General features: G+C 68.8%; 22 protein-coding genes. 9 read left to right on the top strand and 13 right to left on the bottom strand.

The window, feature by feature from the left end:
• Window positions 1-371: 371 nt before the first annotated feature.
• Window positions 372-1,160: a PhzF family phenazine biosynthesis protein gene (locus tag ACFY3D_RS36195; RefSeq protein WP_389988457.1), complete on the bottom strand. Its 789-nt coding sequence runs from the start codon at window positions 1,158-1,160 to the stop codon at window positions 372-374.
• 202 nt (window positions 1,161-1,362) lie between these two features.
• On the opposite strand from ACFY3D_RS36195, the gene ACFY3D_RS36200 reads away from it, so the two are divergent.
• Window positions 1,363-1,755, top strand: a complete 393-nt coding sequence (locus ACFY3D_RS36200; protein ID WP_350950261.1) for a cell division protein SepF — start codon at window positions 1,363-1,365, stop codon at window positions 1,753-1,755.
• Window positions 1,756-1,787: 32 nt separating this feature from the next.
• Here ACFY3D_RS36200 and ACFY3D_RS36205 read toward each other — a convergent pair whose 3' ends face one another.
• From ACFY3D_RS36205 to ACFY3D_RS36225, 5 genes are all read right to left on the bottom strand, one after another.
• Window positions 1,788-3,329 carry a hypothetical protein gene (locus ACFY3D_RS36205; RefSeq protein WP_389988460.1) on the bottom strand — a complete coding sequence of 514 codons (1,542 nt, stop codon included), beginning with the start codon at window positions 3,327-3,329 and terminating at the stop codon, window positions 1,788-1,790.
• A gap of 143 nt (window positions 3,330-3,472) precedes the next feature.
• Window positions 3,473-5,227: an arginine--tRNA ligase gene (argS, locus tag ACFY3D_RS36210; RefSeq protein WP_389988463.1), complete on the bottom strand. Its 1,755-nt coding sequence runs from the start codon at window positions 5,225-5,227 to the stop codon at window positions 3,473-3,475.
• Window positions 5,224-7,629 (bottom strand): HAD-IC family P-type ATPase, encoded by a 2,406-nt coding sequence (locus tag ACFY3D_RS36215; RefSeq protein ID WP_389988466.1) that lies wholly within the window; start codon window positions 7,627-7,629, stop codon window positions 5,224-5,226. Before ACFY3D_RS36215 ends, argS begins: the two co-directional genes overlap by 4 nt.
• Before the next feature lie 133 nt (window positions 7,630-7,762).
• The gene (gene plsX, locus ACFY3D_RS36220) at window positions 7,763-8,839 is read right to left on the bottom strand and encodes a phosphate acyltransferase PlsX (RefSeq protein WP_389988674.1); all 1,077 of its coding nucleotides are present in this window, start codon (window positions 8,837-8,839) and stop codon (window positions 7,763-7,765) included.
• Between the two features lie 99 nt (window positions 8,840-8,938).
• On the bottom strand, window positions 8,939-9,511 hold the full coding sequence (locus ACFY3D_RS36225) for a DUF1707 domain-containing protein (protein ID WP_350950265.1): 573 nt from the start codon (window positions 9,509-9,511) through the stop codon (window positions 8,939-8,941).
• 176 nt (window positions 9,512-9,687) lie between these two features.
• Between ACFY3D_RS36225 and ACFY3D_RS36230 the strand changes: the two genes are divergently transcribed.
• The gene (locus ACFY3D_RS36230; RefSeq protein WP_389988470.1) at window positions 9,688-11,013 is read left to right on the top strand and encodes a KamA family radical SAM protein; all 1,326 of its coding nucleotides are present in this window, start codon (window positions 9,688-9,690) and stop codon (window positions 11,011-11,013) included.
• 184 nt (window positions 11,014-11,197) lie between these two features.
• Here the strand turns inward: ACFY3D_RS36230 and ACFY3D_RS36235 are convergent, their stop codons facing one another.
• From ACFY3D_RS36235 to ACFY3D_RS36250, 4 genes are all read right to left on the bottom strand, one after another.
• A complete protein-coding gene (locus tag ACFY3D_RS36235; protein ID WP_329086969.1) occupies window positions 11,198-11,377 on the bottom strand; it encodes a hypothetical protein in 180 nt (59 codons plus the stop codon).
• Window positions 11,378-11,479: 102 nt separating this feature from the next.
• A complete protein-coding gene (locus ACFY3D_RS36240) occupies window positions 11,480-12,001 on the bottom strand; it encodes a YbhB/YbcL family Raf kinase inhibitor-like protein (protein WP_350950267.1) in 522 nt (173 codons plus the stop codon).
• Window positions 12,002-12,225: 224 nt separating this feature from the next.
• Window positions 12,226-13,083, bottom strand: a complete 858-nt coding sequence (locus tag ACFY3D_RS36245) for an ABC transporter ATP-binding protein (RefSeq protein ID WP_389988473.1) — start codon at window positions 13,081-13,083, stop codon at window positions 12,226-12,228.
• The gene (locus ACFY3D_RS36250; RefSeq protein WP_389988476.1) at window positions 13,076-14,017 is read right to left on the bottom strand and encodes an ABC transporter permease; all 942 of its coding nucleotides are present in this window, start codon (window positions 14,015-14,017) and stop codon (window positions 13,076-13,078) included. Before ACFY3D_RS36250 ends, ACFY3D_RS36245 begins: the two co-directional genes overlap by 8 nt.
• Before the next feature lie 503 nt (window positions 14,018-14,520).
• Between ACFY3D_RS36250 and ACFY3D_RS36255 the strand changes: the two genes are divergently transcribed.
• From ACFY3D_RS36255 to ACFY3D_RS36275, 5 genes are all read left to right on the top strand, one after another.
• Entirely contained in the window at window positions 14,521-16,152 is a 1,632-nt protein-coding gene (locus ACFY3D_RS36255) for an ABC transporter substrate-binding protein (RefSeq protein ID WP_389988479.1), read from the top strand.
• A gap of 116 nt (window positions 16,153-16,268) precedes the next feature.
• Entirely contained in the window at window positions 16,269-17,207 is a 939-nt protein-coding gene (locus ACFY3D_RS36260) for an ABC transporter permease (protein ID WP_350950271.1), read from the top strand.
• On the top strand, window positions 17,200-18,144 hold the full coding sequence (locus ACFY3D_RS36265) for an ABC transporter permease (RefSeq protein WP_350950272.1): 945 nt from the start codon (window positions 17,200-17,202) through the stop codon (window positions 18,142-18,144). The genes ACFY3D_RS36260 and ACFY3D_RS36265 overlap by 8 nt, the downstream gene beginning before the upstream one ends.
• Window positions 18,145-18,153: 9 nt before the next feature.
• Window positions 18,154-19,191: an ABC transporter ATP-binding protein gene (locus ACFY3D_RS36270; protein WP_389988482.1), complete on the top strand. Its 1,038-nt coding sequence runs from the start codon at window positions 18,154-18,156 to the stop codon at window positions 19,189-19,191.
• Window positions 19,175-20,188 carry an ABC transporter ATP-binding protein gene (locus ACFY3D_RS36275; RefSeq protein WP_389988485.1) on the top strand — a complete coding sequence of 338 codons (1,014 nt, stop codon included), beginning with the start codon at window positions 19,175-19,177 and terminating at the stop codon, window positions 20,186-20,188. Before ACFY3D_RS36270 ends, ACFY3D_RS36275 begins: the two co-directional genes overlap by 17 nt.
• Before the next feature lie 307 nt (window positions 20,189-20,495).
• Here the strand turns inward: ACFY3D_RS36275 and ACFY3D_RS36280 are convergent, their stop codons facing one another.
• Window positions 20,496-21,098: a hypothetical protein gene (locus ACFY3D_RS36280; RefSeq protein WP_389988488.1), complete on the bottom strand. Its 603-nt coding sequence runs from the start codon at window positions 21,096-21,098 to the stop codon at window positions 20,496-20,498.
• Between the two features lie 498 nt (window positions 21,099-21,596).
• A complete protein-coding gene (locus tag ACFY3D_RS36285) occupies window positions 21,597-22,403 on the bottom strand; it encodes an S-adenosyl-l-methionine hydroxide adenosyltransferase family protein (protein WP_389988491.1) in 807 nt (268 codons plus the stop codon).
• Between the two features lie 119 nt (window positions 22,404-22,522).
• On the opposite strand from ACFY3D_RS36285, the gene ACFY3D_RS36290 reads away from it, so the two are divergent.
• On the top strand, window positions 22,523-22,825 hold the full coding sequence (locus ACFY3D_RS36290) for a DUF3263 domain-containing protein (protein WP_350950277.1): 303 nt from the start codon (window positions 22,523-22,525) through the stop codon (window positions 22,823-22,825).
• Window positions 22,826-23,086: 261 nt separating this feature from the next.
• Window positions 23,087-23,866, top strand: coding sequence for a trehalose-phosphatase (gene otsB, locus ACFY3D_RS36295; RefSeq protein WP_389988494.1), 780 nt, complete (start codon window positions 23,087-23,089; stop codon window positions 23,864-23,866).
• A 163-nt stretch (window positions 23,867-24,029) separates the two neighbouring features.
• Here the strand turns inward: otsB and ACFY3D_RS36300 are convergent, their stop codons facing one another.
• Complete coding sequence (locus ACFY3D_RS36300) at window positions 24,030-25,223, bottom strand: MFS transporter (protein ID WP_389988497.1); 1,194 nt, start codon at window positions 25,221-25,223, stop codon at window positions 24,030-24,032.
• Between the last annotated feature and the right edge of the window lie 76 nt (window positions 25,224-25,299).

Consider the following 25,299-nt stretch of genomic DNA (forward strand, 5'->3'; position numbering starts at 1 on the left):
ACTGCACCGGGGACGGTGTGGGAGAGTAGGTCACCGCCGGACAATCTTTCATGAGAGGGCTCCCGCCGTTTGGTGGGGGCCCTTTCGTGCTTTCCGGGGCCTTTTTCAAGCGATGCCCAGCGGGGTCCCGAGGGCGGTCCAGCGGCGCTCAAGCGGTGTTCCGAACCTCCAGACGTCGAAGGCCGGGGCTCCCGAGCCTCCACGTTCCAGGCCGGCAGAGGCAAGGGCTCCGGGGGAGCTCCCGGGCCTCCGTGAACCATGGAGAAGCCGTTTTCGCTTCACGGACGTCATGTTCCCAACGTTCCCACGGCGCTCACGGGGGGATGGTCACCGGGCCGGCCTGGGCGCGGCGAAACCTTCGATGCACGTCCCTAGACGTGGAGTTCGCCGGAAAGAACGGTCACCGCGTTTCCCGCGAGTTCGACCCGGTCTCCTCGTACGGTCGTGCGGACCACACCTCCACGCTCTGACAACTGGGCCCCCACCAGACTGTCGGAACCGAGCTTGGCCGACCAGTACGGCGCGAGGGCGCAGTGGGCGGACCCCGTCACCGGGTCCTCGGGAACCCCGGCCCTGGGAGCGAAGAACCGGGACACGTAGTCGGCGCCCGGACGCGAGGCCCGAGCCGTCACGATGACTCCACGCGCGTCGACGGCCTCCAGGGCCCGGAAGTCAGGGGCGGTGGCGAGCACGGCCTCCTCGGACTCGACCTCGACGAGGTAATCCCAAACATTTTTTCCTGTCCAAACAGGTTTAAGTCCCAGCGCATCGATCAGTCCCTCTGGAGGAGGTGTCGCTTGGAGTACCTTTGCCGGGAAATCCATGTGGATTAAACCGGATTTATCCCTGGTCACGGACAGGATTCCGCTCTTCGTTGAGAATTCGAGGGTTTCTGGGACCGTTCCCGTGGAATACAGCACATGCGCCACGGCCAGGGTCGCATGCCCACACAGGGCGACCTCGGTCACCGGCGTGAACCACCGGAGCCGGTACGGTCCGCCGTCCTCGGCTCCAAGCAGGAAGGCTGTCTCGGAGTGTCTCATCTCCGCCGCTACGGACTGCATCCAGGCGTCAGGAACCGGATCGCTGAGTATGCAGACCCCCGCGGGGTTACCCTTGAAAAATTCATCGGTAAACGAATCGACCGTGTAGATGAGCATGACGCGATGCTAGCGGCGCTGGAGATATCGGTTGAAGTTGGGCCAGGAGATCGGGCAAAGTCGGAGATCAGACCAGTGCGGTAGTCGTACAAAATGGAAATAAGCACTGGGCGTGTCGCGTGGCGAACTTCATGTCGTCGGTTACCGTCCAAGGTGTAGGGACAGGCCGGACACGGCGTGGTCCTGGCGAAAGGACGAGCCGATGGGGGCAGTGCGCAAGGTGGCGAGCTACCTTGGCCTGAGCGGGGCCGAGCACTATGACGAGTCCTACGACTACGGGGACGAGATCGAGGGCGAAGAGGAAGACTGGCAGTCTGCCTCGGAGCGCGCGGCCAAACGCTGGCGTGCGATGAACGAGCCCTCGCGGATCGTGATGCTGACACCGATGAAGTACAACGACGCACCGGTCATCGGGCAGCACTTCCGCGAAGGTCAGACCGTCATCATGGACGTGAGCGGGATGAGCACCGCCGAGGCCACCCGCATGGTCGACTTCGTCGCCGGGCTGGCATACGGCTGCGAGGGGCGCATCGAGCGGATCGCGGAGAAGGTCTTCCTGCTGGCTCCCGCCGAGGTGGAGATCACCAACGGCTGACATCGAGGCTGCCGCCCGCATATCGCGGGCGGTCAGCCCGCTCGGGGTCCCCTGCGGAGCAGGCGGATGAGTTCGGCCAGGTCCGAGGTCGCCGTCTTGATCCGGCCCTCCGACTCGTGGGCGTACTCATGCAGTGCCCACACCGCGCCCTGGGCGAGTTCTCTGAGCTCGGAGAGCCGCGTGACGACGTATTCCGCGTCGGCTCGCTCACGCTGCCGCCTACGCCACAGCCTGTAGGCGCCTCCGGCGGCCGGCAGGAGTGCGAGCGGCGCGAGAGGGAGGACGGGGAGGACGAGCGCGACCACCAGGATCACCGGGGCGAGGGCGAGCAGCGCGTAGGCGGCCCAGGGGCGGCCGCGGGTCGGAGCGCCCTCGGTGGTGATCCGCTCCTCGGCGGCACCCAGCGACTCGGGATCCGGGCCCTCGGGCCTGAGCGTCACACGGTGGCCGAGGATCGGTATGGTGACCGACTCGGGGGCCTCGGCGCGGGTGGCCTCGGCGAGGCTCTCACCCGCCGCCCGCACGATGGGCGCGGCCACGTGCAGCGCGATCGCGGCCAGATAGGGGTGGGAGCCGGGGCGCAGGTCGCCGAGCAGATGGTCGGTGAGCGATTTCATCGGCCGTTCGGGGCCGCCCGCACCGGCCAGCCGGCGGAGCACGGTCAGCGGCTCGTCCTGGCTCCACACGACGGCCGCCTCGCCCGAACGGTCCGTCTGCGCGGCGGTGATGAACACGAGATCACCCAGGTCACGGTTCGCTCCCCCCGCCCGGCCGGATGCCTCGTCGGCGGTGTCACCATCAGGCCGGGCCGCGGAGCCGCTCGTGGGACCGCTCACGGAACTCGTCTTCTCGGCGACGACGCCGCCATCGCCTCCCCTGCTTTCGCGGGCCGAGGTGATCTCGGTGCAGCGGTCGAGCAGGTGGGTGAGCCGGGCGGCGGCGTGTACGGGGTCGGCCAGCTCGGGAAGCCTGGCGAGCTCCTCGAAATCGGCCAGAGCCGGTGACACGGCCGCGGAGGGCTCGTCGGGGATGAGCGCGCGCAGCCACCGGTCGGGCTCGGAAACGGGGGAGGCGGTCATCGCGTCGAGCTTGCGGAGCACGAAGATCTTGCCCGCCGGGCCGTACGCCCCCCGGGCGGCGGCGAGCCAGAGCGCCCGCTGGCCGTGGGTCACCGGGCGCTCCAGGGAGAGTTCCCCGAAGGCGGTGCCGAGCCATGAGGCGTGGATGCGGTCGCCCTGGCCGGCTACGGCGAGCGCGAGGCAGAGGAAAAGGGCGGTCCGCTGCTCGTCGCGTTGCGCGGCGCGGGCGAGGGGTTCGAGCGACTCCTCGCCACGCGTGATCAGCACGAGCGCTTCGACGGCCGGGGTGAGCCAGTGATCGGAGGCGGCGTCGAAGTCCACCGGCATCCCGATGGGCACGATGCCGGTGGCCAGATCGGTGAGGAGCGAGTCGATGCTTGAACCCGTTCTCAACCCGGTGCCGAGGGGCGCGGTGTCCGTGCTCAGGTCCGCGGTGAGGTCGCTGCCGGGGTTCGCGGTGTCCGTGCCCAGGTTCGCGGTCAGGTCCGTGCTCAAGGCAGAGAGCTCCTCGAAGTTGTGACCGATGACCGCGCCAGCGTATTGCGCTTCGGACATCCCCGCAGGGAGGCGCGCCGAACATGACTTTGCCAGATGATCGCCTTCACTTTCTCAATAAAGACGATCATCTGGTGGACAGGTTACATGCGCTCGGGCACCGGGACGCCAAGAAGGCTCAGGCCGGTCTCCAAGACCTTCAGGGTCAGCGCGCACAGGGCGAGCCGTGAGGTGCGGACGGCGGGCTCGACGTCGTCCTTCAGCACCGGGCAGTTCTCGAAGAACGTGGTGAAGGCGCTCGCGGTGTCGAAGAGGTAGGAGGCCATCTTGTGCGGTGCCGAGTTCTCCGCCATCTCCTCGACGACCGAACCGAACCCGAGGAGTTGCAGCGCCAGGGCGCGCTCGGCAGGGTGGCCGAGCACGATGGGGCCGGTCGTCTCGGCAGGGTCCACCCCACCCTTGCGGAAGATCGAGCGGATGCGGGCCTGGGCGTACTGCAGGTAGGGGCCGGTGTTGCCGGTGAGGGCGAGCATCCGGTCGAAGTCGAAGACGTACTCGCTGTCGTGGCTGACCGACAGGTCGGCGTACTTGACCGCGCCCATGCCGACGTCGTGCGCGATCCTCGTGCGCTCGGCGTCGGTGTAGTCGCTGTCCCTGAGCACCTCGGCGGCCCTGGTCTCGGCCTCGTCGAGCAGCTCCATGAGCTTGATGGACTTGCCGCTCCTGGTCTTGAACATCTTGCCGTCGGAGCCCAGCACGCTGCCGATCTGGATGTGCTCGGCCCTGACGTGGTCGGGCAGCCAGCCCGCCATCCTGGCCGAGTCGAACACCAGCGACATGTGCAGCGACTGGGTCGCGCCGATCACGTAGAGGATGCGGTCGGCCTTGAGGTCCTGGACCCGGTAGCGGATCGTGGCCATGTCGGTGGTGCCGTAGCCGTACCCGCCGTCGCTCTTGCGGATCATCAGGGGCAGCGGCTGGCCCTCGCGGCCGGTGTAACCGGGCGGGAAGACACAGAGCGCGCCGTCGCTGAGGACGGCGACGCCGCGCTCCTGCAACTCGTCGCAGACCTGGGCGAGCACGTGCTTGTACATGCTCTCGCCGGCGATGTCGTCGTCGGTCAGCGTCACCCCGAGCTGGACGTAGACCTTGTTGAAGTAACGGAGCGTGGCGTCCATGAAGATGCGCCACAGGCGCATCGTCTCGGGCTCCTCGGCCTGCAGGGTGACGACCCGCGCGCGGGCGCGCGCGTTGAACTCGGGGTCGGTGTCGAACTTCAGGCGGGCCGCCTGGTAGTAGGCGTTGCCCTCTCCGGCCTCCAGCTGGGCGACGGCGGCCTCCTCGCCGATGTCGAGGAGGTGCTCGATGAGCATGCCGAACGGCGTGCCCCAGTCGCCGAGGTGGTTCTGCCGGATGACCTTGTTGCCCAGGTGCTCGTGGACCCGGGCGAGCGCGTCACCCACGATCGTCGTGCGCAGGTGGCCGACGTGCATCTCCTTGGCCGCGTTGGGCGCGGAGTAGTCGATCACGATGGTCTGCGGAGAGCCGGACAGACCCACGCCGACGCGAGGGTCGGCGAGGATCTCCGAGGCCCGCGCCGCGATCCATTCGTCGGAGAGGGTGAGGTTGAGGAAGCCGGGGCCGCTCACCTCGACGCTGCCGGGGAACGGGTCGTCCTGGGCGTCTCCCGCCCGGCCGGTGAGGTGCTCGGCGATCTCCTGGGCGACCTCCCGCGGGGCCCTTCGCAGTCGCTTGCTCAGGCTCATCGCCACGTTCGCCTGGTAGTCGGCGAACTGCGAGGGGCGGATCAGCGGGTCTGCTTCGGAGTATTCCGCACCGAAGGCGGCGGCCAGTGCCTGCTGGACGCGCTCGGTCAGTGCGAGCTGCGGGTCGGTCATGTCCCAAGGGTATCGGCTGGCCGGTCCTGAACAGATTGGATATCACCCTGGATCGGCGCGCTTCGACGGGATCGCGTGATCATGAAGACGCCCGTCAGCACGGCCCCGGCGGCGACGCCGAGTCCGGCTGCGGTGAGACCGGCGGCGGGGCTCGCGACGGTGAGCGCGAAGAACTCGCGGACGAACGGGATGGCGAGGGCGAGGGCGAACATTCCGGCCATGGAGGCGACGAGCGCGACCCGCCACCACACGTACGGGCGGGCGACCAGGGCCAGCACCCACCAGGCGGCCACGAACAGCGTGATCACCGCCGAGGTGCGGCTCTCCTCCAGGGTGGAGGACCCGCTCTGGGCGATCCAGTACGACAGGTAGACGGCGGTGGCGCAGACGATCCCGGCGGGGACCGCCAGGCGCAGGACACGGGGTACGAAGCCGCTTCTGGCGCGCTCGTTGCTCGGTGCGAGCGCGAGGAAGAAGGCGGGGATGCCGATCGTCAGCGCGTTGATGAGCGTGGAGTGCCGGGGAGCGAACGGGAACGCGAGCCCGATGACCCCGGTGAGCAGGGAGAGCACGATCGCGTAGAAGGTCTTGGTCAGGAAGAGCCCGGAGACCCGCTCGATGTTGGCCAGTACCCGGCGGCCCTCGCCCACCACGGAGGGGAGACCGGCGAAGCCGTCGTCCATCAGCACGATCTGGGCGACCGCCCGGGTGGCGCCGCTGCCGGAGCCCATCGCCACGCCGAGGTCGGCGTCCTTGAGCGCGAGCACGTCGTTCACGCCGTCGCCGGTCATCGCGACCGTGTGCCCGCGCGACTGGAGCGCGCCGACGAACAGCCGCTTCTGGTGCGGGCTGACCCTGCCGAAGACGGTGTGGGTCTCCATGATCTCGGCGAGCTTCTCGGGGTCGTCGTCCGGCAGGGTGCGGGCGTCCACCGCGCGCTCCCCACCGGGAATGCCCAGAGAGGTGACGATCGCCGACACCGACTCGGGGTTGTCGCCGGAGATGACCTTGAGGGTGACGCGCTGTTCGGCGAAGTAGGCGAGGGTCTCGGCCGCGTCGGGGCGGATCCGCTGCTTGAGCACGACGACGGCCGCGGCCTCGACGGCGCCGAGGTCGTCGGGGTCGCGCAGCGAGGCGACCCGGCACAGGGCGAGCACCCGCAGGCCGGTGGCGGCGAGCGCCCCCGCCTCCTCGTACGCCGGGCTGCCGGGCGGCAGGAGGACGTCGGGAGCGCCCAGGACCCAGCCGCCGTGGCCGTCGAACTCGGCTCCGCTCCACTTGCGGGCCGAGGAGAAGGGGACCTTGGTGAGAACGGTCCAGCCGGGGGAGTCGGGGTATCGGGCCTGGACGGCGAGGGCGGTGGGGTTGGGGTGAGGATCGATGTTGGCCAGCGCGGCGAGTGCCTCGTGCACGGGCAGGTCGTCGCGGAGCGGGCGGATCTCGTCGAGTTCCATCCCGCCCGAGGTGAGGGTGCCGGTCTTGTCGAGGCAGAGCGTGTCGACCCGGGCCAGGATCTCGATCGCGGGCAGTTCCTGGACCAGGCAGCGGCGCCTGCCCAGCCGGATCACGCCGACGGCGAAGGCGATACTGGTCATCAGGACCAGACCCTCGGGGATCATGGTGACGATACCCGCGACCGTGCCGGTGACGGCCTCGCCGACACTCGTCTGCCTGCTGACCTGACTCCAGGTGAGCAGGGCGCCGATCGGGATGACGAGCCAGGTGACGTACTTGATGAATCGCGTCACGCCTTCGCGCAGCTCCGAGTGGGAGAGGCTGAACGCGCTGGCCTCCTCGGCGAGTCTGGCCGCGTAGGCGTCGCGGCCGACTCTGGTCGCGACGTAGGCGCCTCTCCCGGCGACCACGAAACTGCCGGAGAGGACCTCGTCGCCGGGGGCATCGGGGTCACCGGGGTCACCGGGACGCTTGTGCACCGGGTCGGCCTCGCCGGTCAGCAGTGACTCGTCGACCTCCAGCCCGTCGGCGTCCACCACCTCGCCGTCGACGAGCACCTGGTCGCCGGGGCGGAGCAGGACGAGGTCGCCGAGTACGACCCGCTGGGGCGGGATGTCGGTGTCGACGCCGTCCCTGCGGACCTTGACCGGGGACTCGTTGACGATGGCGAGCCGGTCGAGGGTGCGTTTGGCGCGGAGCTCCTGGATGATGCCGATGCCCGCGTTGGCCACGATCACCAGTCCGAAGAGGCCGTCCTGCCACTCTCCGAAGATCATGATCAGCACCCAGAGTGCCCCGATCACCCCGTTGAAAAGGGTGAGGACATTGGATCTGAGGATCGCCGAGACGGACCTGCTCGACCGGCGCCTGACGTCGTTGACCTGCCCCGCGGCCACCCGCTCGGCGACCTCGGCCGAGGTCAGTCCCCGCTCCGCCACCTGCTCCACGCAGTCCCCCCCGCCCGATCGACTGGGACTCAGGGTACGCGGGGCCGGAAAATTCGGTGGAAGGTGTGTGCAGATGTATCGGAAATATCACCCCAGGTAGGCGGCTCGTGCGCGGGTGTCACCGGAGGTGGTGTCATGTCTGGGGGTCACCGGAGACGGTGCCGTGGGTGGGGGTCACCGGAGACGGAATCACGCGTGGGTGTCCCCACAGGCGGTGCGGGCGGGGGGCCGAGGCGAGGCGCTCACCGATGCGGTTGACCACGCCCTCCTGGGCCAGCGTGGCCGCGAGCACGCAGGCCGCGCTCACTCCCTTCGCCTGCGAGGCGCCGTGCGCGATGACCACGGTGCCGTTCAAACCGAGAAGCACGGCCCCGCCGTGGACCTCGGGGTCGAGCCGCCGGTAGAGCTCCCTGATGCGCCTCCTCTGCAACAGGCCGCCCACCCTGGCCGTCCGGCTCTCGTTGATCGTCTCGCGGAGCTCCGAGAAGGCGTAGCGGACGCTGCCCTCCATGGTCTTGAGCGCCACGTTGCCGGTGAAGCCGTCGGTGACGATGACGTTCACGGTGCCGGTGAGCAGGTCGTGCCCCTCGATGTTGCCCGCGAAGTCGAGGCCGGGGGCCGCCGACAGCAGTTCGTGGGCTCGCTTGACGAGCTTGTTGCCCTTCTCCGGCTCGCTGCCGATGGTGAGCAGGCCGACCCTGGGGCTCTCGATGCCCAGGGCGGTTTCCGCGTAGGCGGCGCCGAGGTGGGCGAACTGCACCAGCATCTCCGGCTTGACCTCGGCGTTCGCCCCGGCGTCCAGCAGGACGGTCGGGGTGGGCCTGGTCGGCAGGGCGACGGCGATGGCGGGTCTGAGCACCCCCGGCTGGCCGCGTAGCCGGAGCTTTCCCGTCGCCACGATCCCGGCGGTGGAGCCCGCGGAGACCACGGCGCAGGCGTCGCCTCGCCGTACGAGGTGGCAGGCGACGGCGATGCTGGAGCGCGGGCGGCGCAGGCTGGCGAGGGCGCCCTCGTCCATGGCGAGGGCCTCCTCGGCCCGGACGATCGGGATCTCGGTGGTCGCGTCGTGCTGGGAGAGCGCCTCGGCGAGAGGGCGGGGAGCGCCGACGAGCACGATGGAGATCCCGTGCTCTCGTACCGCCCGCACGGCTCCCGCCACGATCTCGTCAGGGGCGTTGTCGCCGCCCATCGCGTCCAGGGCGATGGGCATGACGCCGGGAGCAGGGGTCTCAGGCAAGCGGTCACCTCGTGCGGGATGGTTTGTCCGCATCGTAGGCGGGCCCAGGACCTGATCGGTCCGTCGGGTCGATCAGGGAGTGCCGGGGAGATTCCAGTCGCTTCTCTCCCGCGAGACGATGATCTTGCCGAAGGCGGCCCGGCCGACGACCCTGATGACCGGTCCGTCTCCGTCGCCCGTGCCACCGGAGACGGCGCGTTTGGCGAACAGGGCGTCGACCTCGTCGATGACGTGGGCGTTGCGGGGGACCCTGACGATCAGCTTGCCGCAGTAGGAGTTGACCTCAAGGGTGATCTCCCTGCCGGGGAGAACCGCCTCGGACAGGTCGACGATCAGCGCGCCGAAGGTGGCGCTCAGCGCGGTGTGCCGCCCGGCGATCCAGCGTCCGCCGCGCACGACCTTGCTGAAGACGGCGGCGACCTCCTGCCGCTCGACGGTGGCCACGCGGGTGGGAGCGGCGGCGTCGGGCAGGTCGCGGGTGAGGGGGGCGAGGTCGTCCATCGTGACGGCGGCGTAGGTGGCTTCCAGGCGGTCGGCGTGTTCGACGCTGGTCAGGCGGCCGGCGGCGAATGCCTCGCTCAGCACCGCGGCCGCATGGTCGCGGTCGGCGTCCGAGGCGCGCAGAACGGGGTCGTAGGACGTCATGACTGCGAGTGTACGGCTATTCAAGATATATCGCGATATCCATCGTGGACAGAAGAAATTGCCGAGATATGGAACCGACCGTAGGTCGGTTTACGTCGTGTATGTAACGTGCCCATGACGCGCGAAAGGCTGGCAGGGTTTACAGCGACAGCGACAAAAATCTCGGCAAAGGACTGGTGATCTTGAACGAAGGTGCCAAGCGTGGGTTCCGTGCCTACACCGTGAAACATCTCGACGACCTGCTGCGCAGAGGCGGTCTGGGCGACGCCGAGCGGCTCCGGATCAGAGCGGTGGCCACGGTGCTGCCCTTCCGGACCAACGCCTACGTGGTGGATCAGCTCATCGACTGGTCCGCCATCCCCGAGGATCCCATCTATCGGCTGGTCTTCCCCCAGGAGGACATGCTGCCCGAGGCGGATGTCACCACGCTGGCGGGTCTCCTGGAGGCCGGGGCGGGGAACGCGGAGATCCAGGCGGCCGCGAACAGGGTGAGGGCGGGGCTCAACCCGCACCCCGCCGGACAGCTCGACCTCAACGTCCCGCGCGTCGCCGGGGAGGCGGTGCCCGGCATGCAGCACAAATACCCTGAGACGGTGCTCTTCTTCCCCAAGCAGGGGCAGACGTGCCACGCCTACTGCACCTACTGCTTCCGGTGGGCCCAGTTCATCGGGGAGCCCGACCTGAAGTTCGCCTCCGACGACGTCGACGCCCTCCTCCGCTATCTCAAGGACCACCCCGAGGTGACCAGCGTGCTGTTCACCGGCGGGGATCCCATGATCATGGGTGAGCCGGTGCTCCGCCGCTATCTGGAGCCGTTACTCGACGTCGAGCAGCTCGAATCCATCAGGATCGGGACCAAGTCACTGGCCTACTGGCCGCAGCGGTTCGTCTCCGACCCCGACAGCGACGACACGCTCCGCCTGTTCGCCTCCGTGGTCGAGGCGGGCAAGAACCTCGCCTTCATGGCGCACTTCTCGCACCCCAGGGAGCTGGAACTCCCGATCGTCGAGGCTGCCGTCGCGAGGATCACCGCCACCGGCGCGGTCGTCAGGACGCAGGCGCCGCTGATCCGGTCGATCAACGACACTCCCGAGACCTGGGCGTCCATGTGGCGCAGGCAGCTCACCATGGGCATGGTCCCGTACTACATGTTCGTCGAGCGCGACACCGGACCGCAGGACTACTTCGCGGTGCCGCTCGCGAGGGCTTACGAGATCTTCAGGGACGCCTACGCGAGCGTTTCCGGGCTGTGCCGCACCGTACGGGGCCCGTCGATGTCCGCCACGCCGGGCAAGGTCTGCCTGGACGGCGTCGCCGAGGTCGCCGGGCAGAAGGTCTTCGTGCTCCACCTCATCCAGGCGCGCGATCCCGAGCTGGTCGGGCGCCCCTTCTTCGCGAGGTACGACCCGAACGCGGTGTGGCTCACCGACCTGCGCCCGGCCTTCGCCGACCGCTTCCCCTTCGAGCTCGCCACCGCCACCCCCCAGCGGCTCTCGGCCTGACCCGCTCTCCGCGGGCCTTCCTCTCGGCGAACCGCCGTCCACCTGCCTCCTGGTGGGCTCCGTGGTGGCTTCGCGGGGCTTGGTCGGCATCGGCGAAGGGTCATGAGTCGAAGGCCCATGAGACGAAGGCCCATGAGACGACGGGGAGCCGGATCGGTGGGCACCGACCCGGCTCCCCGTCGCCTCAGCGTCCCGGGCCTCGCACGGAGGTGCGACGGGCGATCTCGGCCTGGAGTCTGGCCATCTGCCAGTGCAGCTCGATGAGCTGCTCGGTCAGCTGGAGACGCGGAATCTCTGATGGGTCCTCGACGGACAGGTGGTCGATCGCGGTGGACAGCTCTCGCATCGCGCGCCCCCACTCCATGACGGCTTCCTTGGATCGAAACAACGTTCGAATCATACCGGAACACCGAACACGCTGTCAGTTCATTGCCCCTCGTGTCCCGCCCGGGAGCGCGCCGTATCGCTAGTTCTGGTATTCGGGCGTCACGTATCCGCGGGCCAGGGTGTGGGCGGTGATGTTGAAACCGACCACGGCGGGCGGGGCGTCGGCGCCGACACCGAGCTTCTCCACGTCGAGGGCGTGCACCGCGAAGATGTAGCGGTGCGGGTCGCCGGGCGGCGGTGCGGCGCCGCCGTAGGCGTTGTGGCTGTAGTCGTTGCGCCCGTGCACGCCCACGCCGCCGTCACCGGCACCCGCGCCGGCGGGCAGCTCGGTCACGTCGGCCGGGATGTCGAACAGCAGCCAGTGCCAGAACCCGCTGCCGGTGGGCGCGTCGGGGTCGAAGCACGTCACGGCGTAGCTGAGGGTGCCCTCGGGAGCGCCGGACCAGCGCAGGTGAGGAGAGACGTTCTGGCCGGTGGAGCCCCAGTCGTTGAACACGTGGGTCTCCGCCATGCGCTCGCCGTCGCGGACGTCGTCGCTCTCGACGGTCAGCGCGGGGACCTGGGGCAGGAAGTCATATGGAATCGGTGGCCGCGTGGACACGATTCACCTCCGATGGAAGCGTCTTGTCGGTCGCTTCTCATCCTGCCCTGCCCGCGGACCGCGTAGCGATCAACGCCCCTGTGATCGAAGACCGCCTGATCGGAGACCGCGGTCGAAGGGCGCGTGATCGCCGATCGGACCGGTGGCATCGAAGGCCGCCGGTCGAGCTCGTGGCTCGGACTCGTCCGATCAGCCGCGTGATCGGTCTCCTGTCGCGGGTGTGATCAGACCTTGTTGTAGGCGGCGAGGACCGTCTTCGGGTCGCCGTCCATCTTGATCTTGCCCTTGTGCAGCCAGAGGACCCGGTTGCAGGTCTCCTCGATCACGTCGAGGTTGTGGGCGACGAGGAAGACGGTGCCGGCCTCGTCGCGCATCTTCTTGATGCGGTCCTGGCTCTTGCGCCGGAACTCGCGGTCACCGGTGGCGAGGGCCTCGTCGATGAGCAGCACGTCGTGGGACTTCGCCGAGGCGATGGCGAAGCGGAGCCTGGCGCCCATGCCCGAGGAGTAGGTCGACATGGGGAACTGCACGAACTCCCCGATGCCGGAGAAGTCGACGATGTCGTCATACTTCTCCTTGACCTGCTTGGGGTTCATGCCCATCGCGTAGCAGCCGAGCACGATGTTGCGCTCGCCGGTGAGCTCGCGCATCAGCGCGGCGTTGACGCCGAGCAGGGAGGGCTGGCCGTCGGTGTAGACGGCGCCGGAGTGCGGGGGCAGGAGCCCGGCGATGGCGCGCAGCAACGTGGACTTGCCGGAGCCGTTACGGCCGACGATGCCGATGGCGTCGCCGTGGCGGGCCACGAAGGAGACGCCGCGCACGGCGTGCACCTCCTTCATCTGCGGCCGTCCCTGGCGCTTGACGAGGCGCATGAGGGCGTTGACGGCGTTGCCCTTCTCCACGTCGCTCGCCGCGCCGTACACCCGGTAGATGATGTGCAGGTCGTCCACGATGACCGTGGGGGCGCCCTCGGGGGCAGGGGCGGGGGCGGGTTCCGGGTTGGGATGCACCCTGACGTCCGTGCTCGGCACGGCGGGCTCCTCGGCCTTCACTCGGGACAGCTCCTCGGTCAACTCAGCCACGGCCGTACTTCTCCTCGGCTCGCCAGAAGTACCAGAAGCCGCCGAGCAGAGCGAACACCGCCCAGAATACGCAGACCGCCCAGATGTAGGGACGGGGGTCGTGGGTCTGCATGAGCAGGTCCCGCATGAGCTCGATGTACGCGGCGGCGGGGTTGAAGTACATGACGTCGGCGACCCACTGGGGGAGGCCGGCGCCGTTGGGGCCCACGACCTTGTCCTCGATGGAGAAGAAGACCCCGGAGGCGTAGAGCCAGGTGCGCATGATGAAGGGGAGCAGCTGGTTCAGGTCGCGGGCGGTGGAGCCGACCCTGGCGAGCACCAGGCTCGCGCCGACGTTGAACATGGTCTGCAGGGCCAGGGCGACCGGGATGAGCAGCCACAGCAGGGTGATCTCCTCGCCGGTGATCAGCACCAGCCCGAACAGCACGCCCATGGAGATGAGCAGCTGCTGGAACTCCTGGATCGTGTAGGCGAGCGGGAGCGAGGCGCGCGGGAAGTGCAGGGCCCGGATCAGCGACAGGTTGCCGGAGATCGCCTTGGCGCCGCTGCTCACCGAGCGCTGGGTGTAGGTGAAGACGAACATCCCGGTGATGAGGAAGGCCGGGTAGTTCTCGATGCCCTTGCTCGCGCCGAGGATCAGGCCGAACATCAGGAAGTAGATGGCGGCGTTCAGCAACGGGGTGAGGACCTGCCACAGCTGACCCAGGGCCGAGTTGCTGTACTTCGAGACGTTGCGCGACGTGGCGTACGTCGTGATGAAGTGGCGTCGTTCCCACAGTTGGCGCAGGTATACGGGCAGACTCGGGCGTGCGATGGCACGCCGAAGACCGTGGCGCGCGGCGAGCTTGGCCAGCGGCTCCTGCCCCTGGGCGGAGGTGCCGTTACTCGGGCCGCCCGCCTGGGCGTCCGCGATCGCGGATTCCGGCTGGCTCATGGCAAGGACTCTATTGGATGCGAGTGGATGAAGTGCCTGCGGCGGGGGTTCGCCGCACACATTGGACGGGATCTCCGGGCAACAGGTTCCAGGGCAATTGTGCGGTTCTTCCGCGGGACACCAGGCCCTTCGCGGTCGGGTCAGCGCAGGCCCAGGTCAGGGTCATGGGAGGGCAACGGATGCGATCAGTGTCGGCGCGAGGGTATTTTGGCGTGACCGTTCACGTCCTACGTGTGCCTGGATGTCGTTTTCATGGACATCCGAGGTCTCGGTCTCGTTGAGTTGACAGACATATGACAGTGAGTCAGTCAATGCGTAACCGAACTGCAACATCACAGATATAAGTCGGTGTGGAGCGGTAGAGGATAGTCGCGAGCGATCGGTGTGGCGTCAGCACCCGGACAGCGGCAGCGGGAAGCAGGGACCACAAGATCCTCCTTCGCGGTGCTCGGGGTCACGGAATTCAGTGTCGACGCAAGCCTGCAAAGGGAGGATTTACCGCAATGCGTGTTACCAAGAGTGCCCGGTTCACCGCCGGCGCCGCGTTGCTCGCCCTCGCGCTGACCGCGTGTGGTGGTTCGACGTCCCCGGACGGTGGGGCGGCAGGGGCCGACCAGCCCGTGCGGATGGAGCTCGGTGAGCCGCAGAAGCTCTTCTATCCCGGTGACACCACCGAGTCCGAAGGTTCCGAGGTCCTCGCCGCCATCTTCGCCCCGCTGGTCGGCTACGACGAGAACAAGCAGGTCGTGGACGAGGTCGCCGAGTCGATCGAGTCGCCGGACAACACGGTGTGGACGATCAAGCTCAAGCCGGGCTACACCTGGCACAACGGCGAGAAGCTGATCGCGCAGAACTACGTCGACGCGTGGAACTACGCCGCCAACCAGGACAACGTCCAGGGCGCCAACGGCTTCTTCAGCCGGGTCGACGGCTGGGCCGACCTGAACCCCGGCGAGGGCCAGACCGTCTCCACCAAGGAGATGAAGGGCCTCAAGGTCGTCGACGAGAACACCTTCACCGTCACTCTCGGCAAGCCGTTCTCGCAGTTCAAGACGATGCTGGGCTACACGGCGTTCTACCCGCTGCCCAAGGCGGCCTTCGGCCCCGACGGTAAGATCACCGAGGAGTACGCCAGGAAGCCGATCGGCCAGGGCTACTTCCAGATCGACAAGCCCTACAACAAGGGCACCGACCAGACGATCGACCTCACCCGGTACGACGCCTTCGCCGGGACGAAGCCGAAGTTCGCCAAGCTCCAGTTCAAGCTCTACACGAGCCCGGAGACCGCGTTCAACGACCTGGCCGCGGGCAACCTCGACATCCACGACTCGCTGCCCCCGTCGGCGATCGCGAGGGCGAAGTCCGAGCTCGGCGAGCGCTACATGGACGAGGCGGACGCCGGCGTCGGCTACATCGGCTTCCCGATGCAGTACAACAAGACGTACGCGAACGTGAAGGTCCGCGAGGCCATCTCCATGGCCATCGACCGCAAGACCATCGCGGAGAAGGTCTTCTCCGGCACGCGCGCCCCGGCCGACGACTTCATCAACCCCCTCCTCGACGGCTATCGCGCCGGCGCCTGCGCGGCCTGCGGCTACGACCCCGACAAGGCCAAGGCGCAGTACGCGGAGAACAACGGTCCCAAGACGCTGGAGCTGGGCTACAACACCGACGGCCCGCACAAGGAGTGGATCGAGGCCGTCGCGAACAGCCTCCGCGCCAACCTGGGCATCGAGGTGACGGTGAAGCCCTTCGAGAAGTTCGCCTCGATCCTCGACGAGCTCGACAAGAAGACCTACGGCGGCATGTTCCGGATGGGCTGGGCGATCGACTACCCGTCGGCGGAGAACTACCTGACCCCGATCTTCTCCACCGTCGCGATCAAGACTGGCTCCAACTACGCCGGCTGGTCGAACAAGGAGTTCGACGAGCTTCTGTCCAAGGGTGACACCGCCTCGACGCAGGAGGAGGGCCTGAAGTTCTACCAGCAGGCCGACGACATCCTGATCAAGGAACTTCCCTACATTCCGGTGTACTTCTACCGGACCAACGCCGCGTTCTCCCAGCATGTCAAGGGCGTCAAGATCAACCTTCTCAACCAGATCGAGTGGGCCGAGGTCGAGAAGACCGGCTGACGAACGGCTGAGGGGCCGGGCGGGAGCCCGGCCCCACCGGCCGCCCGGAACGATCTCGCGGCACCGCGCGACCCGCCGGTCAGCGAGATCGTCCCGGGCACCTACGGGAGACACGAATGGGCCGTTACATCCTCAGGCGCCTGATCCAGTCGATACCGGTGCTGCTGGGCGCCACCCTGCTCATCTACGCCATCGTCTTCGCGCTGCCCGGCGACCCCATCGCGGCGCTGGCCGGCGAGAAGCGCATAGACCCCAACATCGTCGCCATCCTGCGCGAGCAGTATCACCTGAACGATCCGTTCCTGGTGCAGTACTGGTACTACATCACCGGCCTGTTCGGCGGTGACTTCGGCACCACCTTCGCCGGTGTCGGAGTCGGCGAGATCATGGCCGGCAAGTTCCAGGTGACCATCAACCTGGCGGCGACCGCCCTGGTGATGGAGGCCGTCATCGGCGTGGGGCTCGGCCTGTACGCGGCGCTGCGCCAGGGCAGGGCCGGCGACTCGATGATCCTCGCCTCCACCCTGGTGCTGATCTCCATCCCCACCCTCGTCACCGGCTTCGTGCTCCAGCTGCTGCTGGGGGTGAAGCTCAAGCAGGCGGGGATCGACCTCTTCCCCGTCGCGGGCGTGACGGAGGGCTGGCGCAGCTACCTGCTGCCCGGCTTCGTGCTCGCGGGGACGTCGATCGCCTACCTCACCCGGCTCGCGAGGAACAGCCTGGTGGAGATCCTGCGCGCCGACTACATCCGCACCGCGGTCGCGAAGGGCCTGCCCCGGAAGCGGATCGTCGGGCGGCACGCGCTGCGCAACGCGCTGATCCCGCTCGTCACCTACCTGGGCGCCGATCTCGGCGTGCTGATGGGCGGCGCGGTGATCACCGAGACGATCTTCAACCTGCCGGGGATCGGCCAGCAGCTGTTCAGCTCCGTATATCTGCGCGAGCAGCCCGTGGTCGTCGGCATCGTGACGGTCCTGGTGCTGATCTACATCCTGGCCAACCTGGTCGTCGACCTGCTCTACGCCGTGCTCGACCCGAGGATCCGCTATGAGTGACACCCTTGTCCCGGCCGGAGGGAAGACCGGGGGCCCCAAGCACGGCAAACCGCGCAGGGGCGCCAGAGGCGCGAAGGCGCCCAAGGCCGCGAGCCTGTGGGGCGACGCCTGGTACGACCTGCGCCGCCGCCCGCTCTTCATCGGAGCGTCCATCCTCATCGCCGTCCTGGTCGTGATGGCGGCGTTCCCCTCGCTGTTCACCTCGGTGAACCCGTTCGACGCCAGGAGTTGCCAACTTGGCGACGCCCGGCTGGGCATGAGCGAGGCCCACTGGTTCGGCACGGACAACCTGGGCTGCGACATCTACGCCCGCACCGTCTACGGCGCCCGCAACTCGATCGTGGTCGGCCTGGCCACCACGATCGTCACCGCGCTGGTGGGCGGCCTGCTCGGCCTGTTCGCCGGGTTCACCGGCGGCGCGCTGGACACCCTGCTCTCACGGATCACCGAGATCTTCTTCGCGATCCCGTCGATCCTGGGCGCCCTGCTCATCCTGGCGGTGTTCCGCACGGGCAACGTGTGGACCGTCATGCTCGCGCTCGCCGTGCTGACCTGGCCGATGACGTACCGGATCATGAGGGCGGCGGTGATCACCGCCAAGAGCCAGGACTACGTGCTCGCGGCGAGGGCGCTCGGCGCCTCCGCGTCGCGGATCATGTTCCGGCACATCCTGCCGAACGCGATCGCCTCGGTGATCGTGGTCGCCACGATCAACCTGGGCTACTTCATCGCCGCCGAAGCAGGTCTGTCCTTCCTCGGCGTGGGCCTGCGCTCGCCGGACATCTCGTGGGGACTCATGATCTCCGACGCGAGGGAGCGCTTCCTGGAGGCTCCGTGGGCGCTGCTCTTCCCGGCGCTGTTCCTGAGCCTGACGGTGCTCGCCTTCATCATGCTGGGCGACGCGGTCCGCGACGCCCTCGACCCGAAGCTGCGGTAAGGGGGAGCCGTGAAGAAGACCTCGACACAGGTGGTGCCCTCCAGAGAGACGCCGGGCGGCGAGCCGCTGCTCGTCGTCGACGACCTGCACGTGGAGTTCGTGACCAGGCAGGGCGTGGTCAAGGCGGTCAACGGGGTCGGCTACTCGCTGAACCCCGGGGAGACGCTCGCCGTGCTCGGCGAGTCCGGCTCGGGCAAGTCGGTGACCGCGCAGGCCATCATGGGCATCCTCGACTCCCCACCGGCCCGCGTCACCCGGGGCGAGATCCGCTTCCGGGGCACGAACCTGCTCGGCCTGTCGGAGGAGGCCCGTGCCCAGGTGCGCGGCCGCCGGATCGCGATGATCTTCCAGGACGCGCTCTCCGCGCTGAACCCGGTGTTCACCGTCGGCGACCAGATCGGGGAGATGTTCCGGGTGCACCGGGGCGCCTCCAGGCGCGACGCCACCAAGAAGGCGATCGAGCTGATGGACCGGGTCCGCATCCCCGCCGCCAGGCAGCGGGTGCACGACTACCCGCACCAGTTCTCCGGGGGAATGCGCCAGCGCATCATGATCGCGATGTCGATCGCGCTCGACCCCGAGGTGCTGATCGCCGACGAGCCGACCACCGCCCTCGACGTGACGGTGCAGGCCCAGATCATGGAACTCCTCGGCGAGCTGCGGCGCGAGAGCGACATGGGCCTGATTCTGATCACCCACGACCTCGGCGTGGTGGCCGACGTCGCCGACAAGATCGCGGTCATGTACGGCGGGCGGATCGTGGAGAACGCCCTCGTGCACGACATCTACCGCAGGCCCGCCCACCCGTACGCCAAGGGCCTGCTCGACTCGATCCCCCGGGTCGACCAGAAGGGTCAGGAGCTGTACGCCATCAAGGGCATGCCGCCGAACCTGCTCGACATGCCCACGGGCTGCGCCTTCCACCCCCGGTGCCCGTACCGTCAGGACGACTGCGTCGTCGACGCGCCCCCGCTGTACGAGATCGGCCCGACGCGCGCCAGCGCGTGTCACTACTGGAGGGAGGTCCTCGATGGCAGTCACGGGTGAGCCGATCCTTGAGGTTCGCGACCTGGTCAAGCACTTCCCGCTCACCCAGGGCATCGTCCTGCGCAGGCAGGTCGGCGCGATCAGGGCCGTCGACGGGGTCTCCTTCGACCTGCGCAGGGGGGAGACGCTCGGCATCGTGGGCGAGTCGGGGTGCGGCAAGTCCACGCTGGCCAAGCTCCTGATGGCGCTGGAGCGGCCGACCTCGGGCTCGGTGAGGATCAACGGCCGGGAGATCGCCGACGCGAGGGGCGGCGAGCTCAAGCGGGCCCGCCGCAACATCCAGATGGTGATGCAGGACCCGTACACCTCGCTGAACCCCCGGATGACCGTGGGCGACATCATCGGCGAGCCGTTCGAGATCCACGGTGAGGTCGCACCCAAGGGCGACCGGCGCCGCAGGGTCCAGGAGCTCCTTGAGGTGGTGGGTCTCAACCCCGACCACATCAACCGATACCCGCACCAGTTCTCCGGCGGTCAGCGTCAGCGCATCGGGATCGCCCGCGGGCTCGCGCTCCAGCCGGAGATCATCGTCTGCGACGAGCCGGTCTCCGCGCTCGACGTGTCGATCCAGGCGCAGGTCGTGAACCTGCTGGAGCGGCTGCAGGACGAGTTCGGCCTCGCGTACGTCTTCATCGCCCACGACCTGTCGGTGGTCCGGCACATCTCCGACCGGGTGGGGGTGATGTACCTGGGCAAGATGGTGGAGATCGGGAAGGACACCGAGATCTACGACCGGCCCGCGCACCCCTACACCCAGGCGCTGCTGTCGGCCGTTCCCGTGCCCGACCCCGAGGGACGCGAGCGCCGTGAGCGGATCATCCTCCAGGGCGACCCGCCGTCTCCCGCCAGTCCGCCGTCGGGGTGCCGGTTCCGTACGCGCTGCTGGAAGGCCCAGGAGATCTGTGCCGTCGAGGAGCCGCCGCTGCGGGTCAGGCCGGGCACCGCACACGCGAGTGCGTGCCACTTCGCCGAGACCCACGACGTGATCCACGCCTAGGAGGGCGTCGCGGAGACCGGGGGCCCCGGGAGGACGGCGAAGGACCGGCGGAGCGGTCTCGCGGGCGGGGTGGGGAACGGTGCGATCCCCGCGTGGAGTCGCGAGGGCGGTAGGGCGGGGTTTCGCGAGCGGGCCGGGAACGGCGAGGGGCCGAAGCGGGGATTTCGCGAGCGGACCCCGGGAACGACGACAGGGCGCGACCCCCACATGGAATTGTGGAGGCCACGCCCTGCCCGCTTTACCGTAGAACGTCTTTACCGCGAGACGCCTTTACCGCAGGACATCCGCTGCAGGGACGTCCGTCCTGCTAGAGGATGTCGACGCCGACGCCGCCGATGCCGACAAGGCCGCCGATGCCGACGCCGTGGCCGACACCGCTGCCGCTGCTGATGATGTTGCCGCCGCCGCCGATGGTGTTGCCGCCACGGCCGATGAGGCCACCGCCGATGAGGCCGCCGCCGATGCCGCCGCCGTACACGCCGCCCCCGTAGACGCCACCACCGTAGATGCCGCCGCCGTACACGCCGCCGCCGTAGACGCCGCCGCCGTAGCATCCGGCGCCGTACACACCGGCGCCATAGACGCCGCCGCCGTACACACCGGCGCCGTAGACGCCGCTGGAGAGGACACCGCCGCAGCCGGTGGTCACGGCGGTGGGGATGACGGTGGTGCCGTACGTGACGGTGCTCGTCGGGATGAAGGCGGGAGCCGCGCTGACGACGCCGACGCCGGCGCCGCAGCAGTCGGCGGCCTTCTTGGCGGCCTTGGCCTTGGCGGCGGCCTTGACGACCGAGGCGGCGGTGACCTTGGTCGCGGAGCTGGTGGAGGACGTGGACGCGGAGGCGGCCACGGCCGGCGCGAGGACGGCGACGCCGACGCACGCGGAGGTGATGAGAAGACGACGAATCATTGTGGTTCCCCCTGGAAGGAAATCGTCGCGGCAGTGTATGAGGCCTTTTGAAAGGACCGTCTGCACGCGGCTACTCAAAGTAACGGGAGTGAGACTATCCAGCGACATGCTTTCTGGAGGGTCAAGAATGGTCAGCTTGTGGTAATGATCGCGGATCCGTGGCTGAACGAATAATTGCCGATCGCTGTTTCGATCCGGGCGCGCCCGCTCTGCCGTACCCCTGTGGATTCCTTAACTGCCAGGTCAGCTCGTATATCCGGTGGGGGCGGGGTGCTCGCGGGCGGCGGGGGCGGTGAGCCTCGACACCGCCGAGGTCGGAGGCCGGGCCGGGGGGAGCGGAAGAACGAAAGGGTGCCATTGTCCGGGGGAATGTGGACACGTCATCAGAATTCCGGCATGTGCATTTACAGCTGAAACGATCCTTCGGCTACAACGATAATTAGGTAAACGGCATAACGCGTCGGGATACTTCTCCCTAAGTCGCTTTTTCTGTGCCTTTCATGGGCAGGGAGAGAGGCGTACGTGGGCTCCGGGCGGCAGGCCGAGCCGCTGGGAGGCATCGCCCGAGTTGACCGCGAGCGCGATCAGCCCGGCCGAGTCGGTGAAGGCCACGATCTCCCCGGGTGGCACGGAGGCGAAGCTTTCCTTGAACGGCACCGAGAGCCGCCGCCTGCCCAGCCAGACCACCAGCGTCTCTCCCAGCGCGACGCCCAGCGTCGCCAGGTCGCCGGAGCCGATCGAGAGCTGGGCGTTGCCGTGCCGGTCGATCGAGAGCACCTCCCCCTCGACACAGTCCTCCTGCAGCACGGAGGTGGGCGCGGGCAGCGAGACCAGCCGCTCCAGCGGGATCTCCTGTCCCAGCTCGGACGGGTGGCGCCCGATCGCCAGGTGCGCCGCGACGGGGGCGAAGAGGTCGCGCCCGTGGAAGGTCGGCGAGACCGGTTTCAGGAAGAGGTCCGTGTTGGACAACTCGTAGGCGGCACGCGCGCCCCCGCTGGCGTGGATCGCCCACGACAGGAGCCCGTTGTCCGGGCCCAGGAACACATGCTCGCCGGCCTCGACCGCCACGGCTCTGCGTGAGCCGCCGCCGCCGGGATCCACCACGGCGACGTGCACGCCGGAGGGAAGATAGGCGATCGTCTGGGCCAGGATCGCCGCACCGCGGCGTACGTCCCCCGAGGGGACCAGATGGCACACATCGATGATCCGCGACTCGGGAGAGATTCCGGCGATCACGCCGTGACATGCGGCGATGTAGCCGTCTTCCAGTCCGTAGTCGCTGAGAAGGCTGATGACAGAGGTCACATCAGGTGACTGTACGTCGCCACATCCGTCATGAACAGCGCGAAATTCCGGACTATCCTGACTTCGGGCCGCGCGTGCGCGGTGTGACCGCCGCGTGCCCCCCGACGGAGGAGGAAGCAATGGACACCGCGCCGAGTTCCGGTGACGGCGCCGCTCCGGAGCCCGCGCAGAGGGCTCTCACCGACAGGGAGCGCGAGTTGCTCGCCTTCGAGCGCCAGTGGTGGCGTTACGCGGGCGCCAAGGAGCAGGCGGTCCGCGAGGTCTTCGACATCTCCGTGACGCGCTACTACCAGTTGCTCAGCGAGCTCATCGACCTCCCGGCGGCGCTCGCCCACGATCCGATGCTGGTCAAGCGCCTGCGCCGGCTCCGCGAGACCCGCCGTCGCGACCGTTCCGCCCGAAAAATGGGCTTGCGACCCTGATCTCCGGGTACGACCGGTCGCGGCGGGCGATCGCGAGAGCCGGGCCGACAGGACGGGCGAGACCTCGAAGGCGGTGAGGGCCGGGCGAGCATGACGCCCGAACACGCTTGAGGGGATTCGAAGAGGACCGGGCGAGGTTCGGCCGGGCCATGTCGGACGGGGGTTCGGCGAGAGTTCGGCGAGAGTTCGACGGGGGCTCGATGGGACTCGTCGGGCTGGGACGAGGATGACGGTGACCACACTCGACAGGGCGAGGCGGATATGACGACGAACACGTCCGAAGGGCTGAAGGCGATCGTCGCCGACCCGGCGGGGGCGGTGATCGGGCTCGACTTCGACGGCACGCTGTCCCCGATCGTCCCCGATCCCGCGGCGGCGAGGATCCACCCCGGCGGGGCCGAGGTGCTGGGCAGGCTCGGCCGCCTGGTCGGCGCCGTGGTGATCGTGACCGGCCGCCCCGCCGCCACGGCCGTCGAGTACGGCTCCCTGGCCGGGGTCCCCGGGCTGGTCGTGCTCGGGCACTACGGCCTCGAACGCTGGGAGGCGGGCGCGCTCGCCGCCCCGCCCGTGCACCCGGGTCTCGACCTGGCCAAAGGCGGGCTCGTCTCGCTCGTCGCGGGGGTCGAAGGGGTGAGGATCGAGGACAAGGAGCGGTCGGTGGCCGTGCACACCCGGCAGGCGGCCGATCCGTGGGCGACGCTCGACGCGCTGCGCGAGCCGGTCGCCGCGCTGGCGGCGGAGGCGGGGCTCACGGTGGAGCCGGGCAAGTTCGTGCTGGAGCTGCGCCCGCCGGGGACGGACAAGGGGGTGGCGCTGAGCGCCTTCCTGAGCGAGCGGGCCGCTCGGTCGGTGCTGTTCGCGGGGGACGACCTGGGAGATCTCGCGGCGTTCGCGGCCGTGCGGGCCTCGGGTCTGCCGGGCGTGACGGTGTTCAGCGGATCGCCGGAGATTGAGGTCGAGGCCGACATCGTGGTGGACGGCCCCCCGGGGGTCCTGGAGCTTCTCACCTCGATCGCCGACGCCGTCGAGCGCGAGGCGTAGGGCGGACACGGCCCCCGGGGGTCCTCGAACACGTGGCCGATCCCTGCGGGACCGCTCGGCGGCGCTCTCTCCGACACGCTCGCAGCCACTCCCGCGAACGCCCGACGGCACCCGTTCGGACATACCCCGCAGGGAAACGACCGGGGACGTTCGGAACGCCCGTTCAGGCCGGTTCGCCCACGCTCCTCAGGGAACGTTCGCCCGCGGTGACGAGCAGTCCCGCGACGGCGAGCCCGATCAGGGCGGGGACCATGAGGAACGCCAGCTGGGTGCCGAACCCGTCGGCCAGCGCGCCCAGCAGGAACGGCCCGGTTCCCACCGCGAGCCCGGAGAAGATCGCGGCCATCGCCGACGCGCGGTCCCGCCGCCCGCCGGAGGTGGCGAGCAGCCGCGACAGTGCCATCGGGAAGTGCAGCGCCACCCCCAGCCCGGAGACGGCGAGACCCGCGTAGGAGAAGACCGGGTCCGTGCTCAGCCAGAAGATCGCCCACCCGACGGCCGCGACCAGGAGGGCGCCGAGGAACAGCGCGGTCGGCGGGATGCGCAGGGCGAGCCACGCCCCGGCGATCCGCCCGGCCGCCATCCCGGCGGTGAACGCCGCGACCGCGGTCGCGGCCACCGCCGCGGGCAGTCCCGTCTGGTCGGAGAACAGCTTGGCCGCCCACAGGTTGAAACAGAACTCCATCGCGACGCAGCAGAACAGCACGGTCGCGGCGAGATAGAACCGCCAGCCGAAGCGGGCACCGCCGTCCGTGGCGGCACCGCCGACGGTCTTCTCCGGTTCGGGGATCCGTACGCGACCCATGGCCAGCGCGAGCAGCGCGGCCAGCACGGAGGTCACCAGCAGCGCGGCCCGCCAGCCGAGGGCGCTCTGCGCGGCGGCGCTGACCACGAAGGGGACCCCGATGCCGACGATCACGCAGACGGCGTTGGCCTCGCTGATCGCCGCCGGACCCGCGGGACCGTGCCGATCGTCGAGCGCGGCCATGCCCGGGAACAGGACGAGCGCGGACAGCGCGCCGGCGACGCCGTACCCGAGAAGGGTGACCGGCAGCACGGTGGGGGCCGCCGCGACCATGAGCGTGCCGGAGCTTATCCCGGCCATCCCCGTCCAGATGGCGGCCTGCCGCCCGATCCTTCCCACCACCCAGGGCAGGACGAGACCGGTGACGATGCCGCCGGCGGCCATCGCGGTCCCGTGCAGCCCGGCGACCGCCTGGGAGACGCCCTGGTCGAGGCGGAGCAGCGGGAGCGCGGAGCTGAGGCCGTACAGGTAGGTGGCGAAGACGCCGAACTGGAGGTAGATCAGCCAGGTCGCGCGGTCGCGGATCAGCCGGACGTGCGCGGTCGCGGTCAACTTGGTCTCCCGTGCACCAAAAAAGTGAAATAGCCGCCAAAATTATCTCATGTGGGGTTAAAACCGCCCAACGATT

The organism is Streptosporangium sp. NPDC000509 (genome assembly GCF_042898365.1).
In the GTDB taxonomy this organism is placed as follows: domain Bacteria; phylum Actinomycetota; class Actinomycetes; order Streptosporangiales; family Streptosporangiaceae; genus Streptosporangium.